Origin of the sequence: Desulfobacula sp., assembly GCF_030145145.1 — a bacterium.
Classification (GTDB): domain Bacteria; phylum Desulfobacterota; class Desulfobacteria; order Desulfobacterales; family Desulfobacteraceae; genus Desulfobacula.
This window is the reverse complement of sequence record NZ_JAQYWD010000079.1, coordinates 1-9,815: the sequence shown is the minus strand read 5'-3', so window position 1 is coordinate 9,815 and position 9,815 is coordinate 1. Positions and strand designations below refer to the sequence as shown.

The window sequence follows — 9,815 nt, the reverse complement described above, 5'->3', positions numbered from 1 at the left end:
ACTACATTGACCAGCAATGAAAGTCTGACTTGTAATCTGCTGATTTTATTATAATATTTTTTTGTGGTGCCATAAAATATGAGTAAAAATAGCAGTTTCTGGCTATTTTTTCGAAAAGATGGGTTAATGCTGTTTTCGCTTCTAATTTCTGTAAAATATCTTCCGGGGTCATGCATAAATTGGTTAATCTAACACCGGATGCATGGAAAATGGCATTGGCGATGGCGGACGCGACATTTACCATGGCCCCTTCGCCAACCCCCTTGGCGCCGAACGGCCCGGTGGGTTCATTTGATTCCACGATAATCGGAACAATTTCAGGCACGTCACAGGCCCTCAGCAGGCGATAATCGGTCAGATTGCCATTTAAAATATGACCGTCTTTTACCATCAGCCCCTCGGTAAGGGCAAAACCGATTCCCATGGCACCACCACCGGTAATTTGACCTTCCACAAAATCCGGGTTAAGGGCCCGGCCCACATCAAAGGCGCTGGTCAGTTTTATTACACGGACTTCTCCGGTTTCAGTGTTTACTTCCACCTCTGCAAAAATAGCACCGTAATAACCGGGCATGGCGGATGCAATACCGCTGAACGATCCGATCACCTGCTCACACAGGCCCATATCGCCAATCTGGGTTTGCCGCATCAAATCCTGAATCGGGATATTGTTTTCAGGATCGGACAGGTCAAAGACCCGTCCTTTTCCAATCCCTAATTGTTGTTGTTTCACGTCGAGAATTTTAGCCGCAAAGGACAGCATTTTTTCCCGGGCCTGGGTTGCGGCTTTTTGTACGGCCAGTCCCCCGCTATAGGCCTGCCGGCTGCCATGGGTGCCGCAATCAAGTGGCGTTACAGCGGTGTCGGTGTCTGAAACAGTGATCTTTTCAACATCAATCCCCAGGACTTCGGATGCGACCTGGGCCAATACCGTCCGGTTACCCTGTCCTTCGTCTGCTGCGGCTGTGAGCAGGTTCACCGAACCGTCCGCATTGATCATCACGGTTGCCGATGCCGGATCCGGCAGGGCACCTGCAGCGCCTGTGCCATGCAGCATGATGGAAAGACCAATCCCCCGTTTTTTGCCATCAGTGCCGGGCAACTGACGTCTTTTAGCATCCCAGTCTGCTTCTGCAGCTCCCTTTTCCAGGCATTCCGGCAGGCCATTGCTCTGGATTTCCTCTAGCAATACCGGGTCCATTTCTCCCTTGGGACGGTAATTTTTTAATCGTATTTCCAGGGGGTCCAAGCCCAGTTTTTCGGCGATAATATCTATCTGTGACTCCTGGGCAAAATTCATCTGGGGATTCCCGTACCCCCTGAGGGCACCGCACAGGGATTTGTTTGTATAGACAGCGGTTCCGGAAAACTGATAATTGGGTATGTTGTACAAGGCGCCGCCCGTGGACAAACAGTCTGCGATTACCCCGATGTAATGTGTCCCATAACCGCCCACATCGGCTATAATCTTGACGTCATTTGCCGTGATGATGCCCTCTTTTGTGGCACCGGTTTTCATTTTTATGGTCATGGGGTGGCGGGATTCAGTGGCGATAAAATCTTCCTCCCGGCTAAAGGAAAGTCGAACCGGTCTCACTGCCTTTCGGGAAAGCCAGCTGCACATCACCTCAAGCCCGTGAATAAGGCCACATCTGCCCCCAAAAGCACCACCGGTGTAAGGTTTGATAACCCGAACCTTATTGATTGGCATCTCCAGCGCACCGGCAAGGTAATGCCGGCTCCAGTGGGGAAGCTGGGTGGAAGAAAAGACGGTTAAACTTTTATCGGACTGGTAATGGGCCACACAGCTGCCAATAGGCTCCAGACTCGCATGTTTCTGTTTGGACGTGTGATAGGTGTTCTCAACAATGATATCTGCGCGGTCAAATCCTTCCTGGATATCACCGAATCCCTTTTCGGCTTTCATGGCAACATTGCCCTTGCTGTGTATTTTCAGACTGTCTTCTTCTAATGCCGCAACGGGATCCTGTAAGTCCGGCAGCTTTTCATAGGTGACGGTTACCAGGGACAGGGCTTTGTTCGCTGTTACCTCGTCTACAGCCGCAACGGCCAATACCGGATCACCGATAAACCGGACAATGTTGTCCAAAAGATAGATCTGTCGTTCTTTTTTTTCGGTTCGAAGAAAATACCAGTATTGAAGCACCTTGGGAACCTCCAGAATCGATGCTACAGCCTTAACGCCCGGCAGTTTTTCCGCTGCAGTGGTATCGATGTGTGTCACTCGCGCGTGGGCATGAGGACTGCGAAGAAGCTTGGCGTACAGCATATTGTCCAGGGTGATGTCGGTGGCATATTTTGCGGCGCCGGTAACCTTGTCGATGCCATCAATTCGTTTTATGGGTTTTCCTACAACCTCAAGCTTATCCATTTGTCCGCTCCTTCATATGGCTGGCGGCCTTGAGCACTGCCTTGACCGGCCGGTCATATCCCGTACACCGGCAAATATTATTGGCAAGGGCATCCCGGATCATCCCCTGTGTCGGGCTGGGGGTGTTCCGGATCAATGCATCGGATGCCATGATCATGCCGGGTGTACAATAACCGCACTGGACAGCCGATTCGCTGATAAACGCCTCTTGCAAAGGATGCAGGTCAGCCCCTTTTTGAAGCCCCTCAATGGTCAGAATCGTCGCACCGTCCGCCTGAACCGCCAGCATAAGACAGGACAACACTGCCTGCCCATCCATATTGATGGTGCAGGCGCCGCACTCCCCTTCACCGCAGCCCTCTTTGGTGCCGGTCAGGCCTAAGCGTTCCCTTAAAACATCCACCAGCCGTTCTCCAGGGGCTACAGCCATTTCATGGGGTTCACCATTTACTGTCAGTGTTATGTCTATTTTCTTCATGATTTATATCTCCTGAGACTGTTTTCCAAAGCCTGTCGAACCAGTATTGCCACCATTTTTTTCCTGTATGCAGCCGTTGCCCGGATATCATCAATGGGCGCAGATGCATCGGCAGCCGCCTTGGCAGCTTGGTGTATGGTCTCTTTGTCCGGGCGGTTGCCGGCAAGTATTGCCTCTGCCGTTGTCGCACGGAACGGAACCGGACCCACCGATCCCAAAGCAATCCTGACGGTATTGCAACACTGTCCCTTCATTGTGAGTGATGTGGCCACATTCACCAGGGCCATGTCAATGGCGGTTTGCTGACGGCCCAGTTTCAGGAAGGCGGTGCCGGTTTTTTCCTCACAAAAGGGGATGCAGATTTCCAGCAACATTTCATTGCTGTCCAGTGCGCAAAGATTCGTCCCCATATAAAAATCTTGAATCGGGATCTGCCTGTTTCCCCCAGGTCCCGTAACCATCAATCGGACATCAAATGCCAGCAACGGCAGGGCAAGATCCGCACATGGCGATGCATTACACACATTACCGCCCATGGTGGCCCTGTTCCTTATCGTCTGGGTGGAATGACAAGCCACAGCCTCTGACAGCGCCAGGTAGGGTGAGCTTGAAAACAACGGGAAGGCACCAATACGGTTGATGGTTGCGGCAGCGCCGATGTGGATGCCGTCTTTCCCTTCTTTAATATAATCCAGTCCCATATGCGCGATGTCCACCAGGTGTTTACCGTTACCAGCATTCTTTCCACCGGGTCGCTGTGGTAATATATCTGTACCCCCGGCAATAACCTGAGCATTATTACCATATTCTGTTAAAACTTCCAGGGCCTGGTCTACATTACCGGGCCTATGATATCCTTCAAACTTAAGTGCAACACTCATCTTCTAACCCCGCTTATTCATCATGTTAACTGGCACGTCCCACGACCTGTGCGAATATCCTCTTTTCTGTCGACCTTCAATGTCAATCCGGTTGCAGCACATCTGATGGGGTAGTTCTGCCAAACGGCATTTGTGTGGATTGCATTGAGCATATTACGCCATCCAAAGCATCCACGGCATTGACAATGGGATTTAAGACAAAACGGTGCGCCTCCCTTGTGAAGAACTTTTGTTCGTATGTTAGATTTAGACATTTGAAAATAATCCTCTTGTGTATGTTGTTACCCTTGGCCGGTAAAAAGGGTTTTAAAACAAAGCCCACGCCAATTAGGTCAATTTAAAATATGCCCTTTTTCATCTTTTTCATCTTTCATGGATTTCCAAACTTTTAGGTTTAAAACTCAATAACAAAAGTTATGACCGATCAGTCTGAACGATCGTTCAAACGATAAAACCATGTCTTGTTTGTTCTGTCAAGTTTTTTTGCGCCGCCCAAAAGGATCTTTATACTGGGTTGGTATGGGGTATTCGGGCCTATTGGGTTTAGCCGGCATTGTTATTCGTTCACTGATCGAACGGGATATCCCCGCTTGAAATGCTGTTTGGGAAATTCTTGACTTTAAAGAGCGAATCTGTTGATATGAATTTAGATTTTTTGTTCTGAACAAAGGATATGAACATAGTTTAGATCAACCGTTTTCAACCTGATGATCTCACTTTGAATTGGGGTAAACTATCTGAAACAATTTTGGCTGTCATTTTAATATTAACGCCAGGCGATGGGGAGAAGGTGATGGGTTTAGAAAAAGAACAAAGGCGAGACAAGATTCGCGAAATGGCTGCCAGAGTATTTGCTGAACAGGGGTTTGAGCGGACAACGATTCGAGGGATAGCAAAAGCCGGCGGCATCAGTGCCGCGTCTATTTACTATTACTTTGACAGCAAGGAAGAACTCCTCTACCAGGTGTTGGATGAAACCATGAGCACCGGGCTGAAATTAATAAGGGAGATTGAAAAAAAAGGATTAGAGCAAAAAGAGCAATTGATTGAAATTCTTCGAATGCATACCATGACCGCCATTGATTTTGATAAAATGAAACTGCTGGTCCACGAGCAAAATTGCCTTACCCCTGATCATCGGGCAAAATTAAAATTAAAACAGGCACAATATATGTCCCAATTAACCGGTGTTTTTGAATCTTTAAAGAACAGCAACCAAATGCGTGACCTGGACCCAAAAGTATGCGCATTTGCGTTTTTTGGAATGGTCAGCTGGGCCTACAGATGGTTTAACCCGGATGGTGACATGTCAACACAGCAGCTGGCAGAACACTTTACAAAAATTTTCACGCAAGGTATCTTTCTAAATTCCCAAGAAGACGTTAAGGAAGCCCCATGATCGCCATATACATTGTTTTCGTTCTGATTGTACTGATTGCACTGGTTTTTACAAAAAAAATCCGTGAGTTAAAAAAAGGAAGACACCTGGCAGAAGACCAGGTGTCCGCCCATGACAGTTCTGACTGGTGTATCGATCAGTTCAAACAGACGTTCGGCAACGCTTATGTGGCGGTGAAAGTCGGAAAAAAAATCATGATCTAAGGGGGCAGTGAAAGAAAAGAACGTGTTTATTTTCAAAGGCCAGCGGATCAGTTTGTTTCTATCCGGACTGTCCATGCCATGACTGGCATCAACTTCATACTTTCCCTCTTATTCAGCCTTCCTCAAAAAGCTATCCATAGCTTCAATCAGAACTCCAGCAACAGCCATTCCCTTTTCTTTGGCATACCGTTCAATTCGTTCGACCATTTGACAAGGTAACTCAATGGTTAAACTCTGGCTTGGGTCTTGACACTGATCTTTTATTTCTTTTGTCATAATCGTCCTCTATAATTTATGGGTGACATCCTTTTGCACGTTTTTGCCTTGGATGCAATAAAAATACAACAATTTTCATTATGGCTATACCTAAACCTGACCCCATTGTCCGGCGACTATTGCGTTTTATAATGAATTGCTGACAGAACCTATACCGTATTGATAAATTTTGTTTATCGGTTACATGTTCATCAATATAATTTCTGACCTGCTGAGATGTCTATTCAGGCAGGACTGAAATGGTCATATGGATATTTTTATGGTGTCAATTTTAATAAAGAGGCGGTTGCCTTCTCAATTTCTGTTTTATCCATCAGATGAGTTCGATATTTTCCCAACATATACATTTGGGCCTGATCATCAAAATGAGGATCAAAAAAGTATCCGCTTTGACCTGTTGGATTAATCCCCAGTGAATGATCCGGATCTGCAAAGTCAATAATCCGCCGGGTGGAGGGTCCAATGTAGGCTTTAAACGGCGGTGGGGCTATCCTGAATCCCTGATAATTAGGGACATCCCTTGATCCCTCACTTTTAAAAGGACCGATATTGAACAGTTTGTCCAAAGGCTTTTTCCTGCCCAGGGCATGGATATATTCAATCGTATGGAAATCCCCCCAAACCCATTTTTCAGGATCACTGCCGGCAAATTGCGTTAGATTATCAATCGTCTGAAACCAGGCCAAAGATAGAATGTCTTTTTGGGATTCTTCTTTTGACGTGGTTCTGTCATCCCACCAGGGAGAATTCTCAAGACCCATGATTTTGAGGACTGCCTTATCAGGTAGACGTGTCCGCAAAAATGCTTTAAAAAGATCCTCTCCCAGCTCATCTTTAAACAAATTTTTTGCAAGGTAATAATGCAGCGTGTAAAAGATGCCCGCCCCTTTGGTATCAAGATGGTGAAAGCCATCCCATCTTTTAAAAATTTCAAACGCTTTTTTTGAAATCACATCATTTTGAATGGCCGGGATACTTTTTAACACATCAACCTGTTTGTTTTTGATTTTTTTATAGAATGCTGACTCAGTATCAAGCTGAATAACTTTCATATCATTTGAGGACCAGTTTTTCTGTTTCTGTCCCAGAAGCGTTTCAATGCGTTTCGCCCGGTTTTCAATATTATAATATCCAGGGACGATGCCATTGCCAAAATCCTGGGGTTGATGATTGGCTGAAACAATAATGCCTGATTCAGGATTTATGAATTGTGGATTTGACTCAAAAGGCCAGGTCCCGATGTAGTCATTGGAAGGATCTGATCCATCCTGGATAAAATTGGAGTCAATATGGTCCGGCCTTTTGGCTAGTTTTGCAACAGCCCACCATCCGATATTACCGCAGGTATCGGCCATTACAAAATTCAACCCGGGCGCATGGAGTTTTTTAAGCGCATCCGGCGCCTGGAAAACCGTATCAATATGGGACAATTCGTATAGGCCGTTAATAATATCATTGCTAAAATCATGGAAGGCCCAGGAAACAGCAACCGGTCTTTTTTTCTTATTCAATGGATCCAGGATATCATTGATAATAGGGCCATGCTTAGATATTCTGACGGTTAGAGCCAGATCTTTTTCATTTTTCACCTTGATAATTTCATGTTCAATTTCAAGGTCGGTCCATTTTCCATTAGACCAGACCTGACTAGGGTTTTCCGGATTTGGTTTTTCAATGAACATATCTAGGTCGTCATTTTGAAACATTGTCAAGGTCCAGGCAACTTTCTGGTTGAAACCGAGAAGGGCCATGGGAAATCCCGAAAGAAAATGGCCGTAAAAATTAAAGTCTGGTGTGATAATGTGCGCTTCGTACCAGACCGAAGGGCAGGAATGGGCAATGTGGGGATCTCCTGAAAGGATGGGTTTCCCGGATACTGTTTTATTGCCCTGTATGGCCCAGGCATTACTGCCCTCAAAAAAACCAACCGGCGAGTGAATGGTCTCGATTTCAGCAACCAGGCCTGCCATCTGGGCCAGGGATTTATGAGTATCTGTTAACAGTTTCAAAGGAGGAACAGCCGAAGGGCGGTAATCCATATCATTTAAATAAACCTGCCCGAGCTCATCGCGGATAAATGTGAGCACAGGATCAGACTTGAATCCCGCAGCAAAGCTGTAAGCCATATAGCCTGCTACACTGACAATGTCGGATAGCATATACTCTTTTTTTGGAATTTTTAAAATATCAAACTCAATGGGTGCAGGCCGGGTATGCATATATTGATTTATGCCGTCAAGATAGGCCTGGCTGATTTTAAATGCCGTAGTGGTTTTATCGGCTTTTTGCATATACGCTTTTCCAAACTGATTCAATCTTAAGGTTCTGAAAAAAGAGTCGGTTGATTTCAATTTAGGGCCCAGTATCTCGGCGAGTTCTCCTTTTGCAAGACGGCGAAGCAATTCCATATGAAAGAGTCTCTCTTGTGCATGAACATATCCCAGGGCATAGTAAGCATCTGTTTCGTTTTCAGCGGAAATATGGGGGACAGCAAAGGTATCAAAACGGACATCAACCAAACCGGTTAGACCCGGAAGCGTTATATTTCCAGACCGAACAGCCCTTTTTGAGTTTAGATAATAGGCACCCAATCCAATTGTAATCAAAATAACGATTAATAATCCCAGTCCTGCTCGTTTAATAAATTTCATAATCGATTCCATCGTATTATCATGTAAGTTTGAACCCGGTTTAAATTATTTTTTTAGATTTTTGTTGGTAAATCCTTAACAGCCTTCGGGGAAAACCCTGTAAAAGAAAAAGCACCGGTACAAATTTCAATCTGCCGACATGGATATGATTTCCCATTTTACCCGTCCTGTTTTTAAGAAAGATGAAACATTGTGTTTCTGAACTGTGGGTCGTTAACAGCATTATCAGATTCAAAACGGGAATTCAAATGAATTTCGATTGTTGATTTTCAATGACAAGATTTAAGTGCTTTTTATGAAATGAATCAAAAAAAACAAGCACAAAAACAGAGGCCTTATGCATAGAAAAAATATCAGACAGATCATCGCGAAGCAATTGAAAAAAAAATTTCCCCGCTGGAATAGGATGCTCAAAAAATCCAAAAAAGAACTGACTCAGGAAGTCATGAACGAGGTGGAAAACAATTATGATTATTCCCAAACATTGGACATCCCCATGGAAGAACTCATAGGCATCGAAGCCCAAAAGCCGTCAAAAGGAATCCGTAACCTTCCTGAAATGGCTGCTTATATTGAGAATTTCCATTCGGATAATCTGTTTGATTTTGATAACCGGAAGAAGCCATACCTTGAGATCGTAGATCCAGAATTGCAATTTGTTGACCAACTCTTAGATGACCAGATTATCAACAGTTTTATTGCGCCGGATAATTATTCCTCTCCCCAAAGGGATATTCAGCCCTATCAGCTATTTCGAATGGAGCTTTTGAAGATTCTCAAATACCCTGAAATCAGTTACAGAAAATTTTGCACTGATGAATATTCTTGTGTACTTCCTGCACCATTTTTATAAATCAGGCTGTCTTGAAAATACTGTTATCCGGACAGGATAATTGTCGCACAATACCATACTTATCAATTTAACCTGAACCCTGTTTTTCTTCCCTCTCGGGGTATAAATTAAAGTATATGGAAAATGAAAAGTCAAAAAAATCAAAATCCCATTCAAGCATATTAGAGACAAAAAAAATCAGTTAAAAGCTTTACATCCTGTTTCTTCAACATGTTTGAATGCTTTTAGTAAATCCCTGGGATAAACTTTTTTGTTCTTCCGGCATATTCTTCAAATTCATAACCGTATTTAACTGCCAGATATTTATCAAGTCTTGGAATAATAATAAAAATAAAATTCAAGGCCATGAATAAGGGAATGAATAGCATTGAAAACCGAAACGTAATAAGTGCGAAACCTATAAAAAGAAGGATATCACCCAAATAATTGATATGCATGGAATATTTAAACAACCCTTCTGTGTAGAGGTGCCCTTTATTTTTCAACTGTTTTTTCCAAGCATATCTTGTGTATTCAGAGTATGTATTCAGCCATGAACCGAACAAGTATAAAAGAATTATTGTGCGACAATTATCCTGTCCGGTTGACGACAATTAACTTGTCCGGTTAATCGTGATAAAACCCCGACACTAAAATTCATTTATAAATGGAGGTGTGAGCCCGTGTCGGGGAAGCCAATAAC

At 44.3% G+C, this 9,815-nt stretch carries 9 protein-coding genes; 3 read left to right on the top strand and 6 right to left on the bottom strand.

Annotation, left to right across the window (positions count from 1 at the left end; translation table 11 throughout):
- Position 1: 1 nt before the first annotated feature.
- From Q1Q15_RS25195 to Q1Q15_RS25185, 3 genes are read right to left on the bottom strand one after another with little or no spacing between them, the layout of a single operon-like run.
- Positions 2-2,392, bottom strand: coding sequence for a molybdopterin cofactor-binding domain-containing protein (locus Q1Q15_RS25195; protein ID WP_300465509.1), 2,391 nt, complete (start codon positions 2,390-2,392; stop codon positions 2-4).
- Positions 2,385-2,870 carry a 2Fe-2S iron-sulfur cluster-binding protein gene (locus tag Q1Q15_RS25190; protein WP_300465507.1) on the bottom strand — a complete coding sequence of 162 codons (486 nt, stop codon included), beginning with the start codon at positions 2,868-2,870 and terminating at the stop codon, positions 2,385-2,387. Before Q1Q15_RS25190 ends, Q1Q15_RS25195 begins: the two co-directional genes overlap by 8 nt.
- Positions 2,867-3,751 carry an FAD binding domain-containing protein gene (locus Q1Q15_RS25185; protein ID WP_300465505.1) on the bottom strand — a complete coding sequence of 295 codons (885 nt, stop codon included), beginning with the start codon at positions 3,749-3,751 and terminating at the stop codon, positions 2,867-2,869. Before Q1Q15_RS25185 ends, Q1Q15_RS25190 begins: the two co-directional genes overlap by 4 nt.
- A gap of 793 nt (positions 3,752-4,544) precedes the next feature.
- On the opposite strand from Q1Q15_RS25185, the gene Q1Q15_RS25180 reads away from it, so the two are divergent.
- Both Q1Q15_RS25180 and Q1Q15_RS25175 read left to right on the top strand, forming a co-directional pair.
- Positions 4,545-5,150 (top strand): TetR/AcrR family transcriptional regulator, encoded by a 606-nt coding sequence (locus tag Q1Q15_RS25180; protein WP_300465503.1) that lies wholly within the window; start codon positions 4,545-4,547, stop codon positions 5,148-5,150.
- Entirely contained in the window at positions 5,147-5,353 is a 207-nt protein-coding gene (locus tag Q1Q15_RS25175; protein ID WP_300465501.1) for a hypothetical protein, read from the top strand. Before Q1Q15_RS25180 ends, Q1Q15_RS25175 begins: the two co-directional genes overlap by 4 nt.
- Before the next feature lie 108 nt (positions 5,354-5,461).
- Here the strand turns inward: Q1Q15_RS25175 and Q1Q15_RS25170 are convergent, their stop codons facing one another.
- Positions 5,462-5,629, bottom strand: a complete 168-nt coding sequence (locus Q1Q15_RS25170) for a hypothetical protein (RefSeq protein WP_300465499.1) — start codon at positions 5,627-5,629, stop codon at positions 5,462-5,464.
- Positions 5,630-5,886: 257 nt separating this feature from the next.
- Complete coding sequence (locus Q1Q15_RS25165) at positions 5,887-8,280, bottom strand: penicillin acylase family protein (RefSeq protein WP_300465497.1); 2,394 nt, start codon at positions 8,278-8,280, stop codon at positions 5,887-5,889.
- Positions 8,281-8,617: 337 nt separating this feature from the next.
- Between Q1Q15_RS25165 and Q1Q15_RS25160 the strand changes: the two genes are divergently transcribed.
- Positions 8,618-9,133: a hypothetical protein gene (locus tag Q1Q15_RS25160; protein ID WP_300465495.1), complete on the top strand. Its 516-nt coding sequence runs from the start codon at positions 8,618-8,620 to the stop codon at positions 9,131-9,133.
- 224 nt (positions 9,134-9,357) lie between these two features.
- Here Q1Q15_RS25160 and Q1Q15_RS25640 read toward each other — a convergent pair whose 3' ends face one another.
- A complete protein-coding gene (locus Q1Q15_RS25640) occupies positions 9,358-9,726 on the bottom strand; it encodes a DUF1295 domain-containing protein (protein ID WP_363321048.1) in 369 nt (122 codons plus the stop codon).
- Positions 9,727-9,815 lie beyond the last annotated feature (89 nt).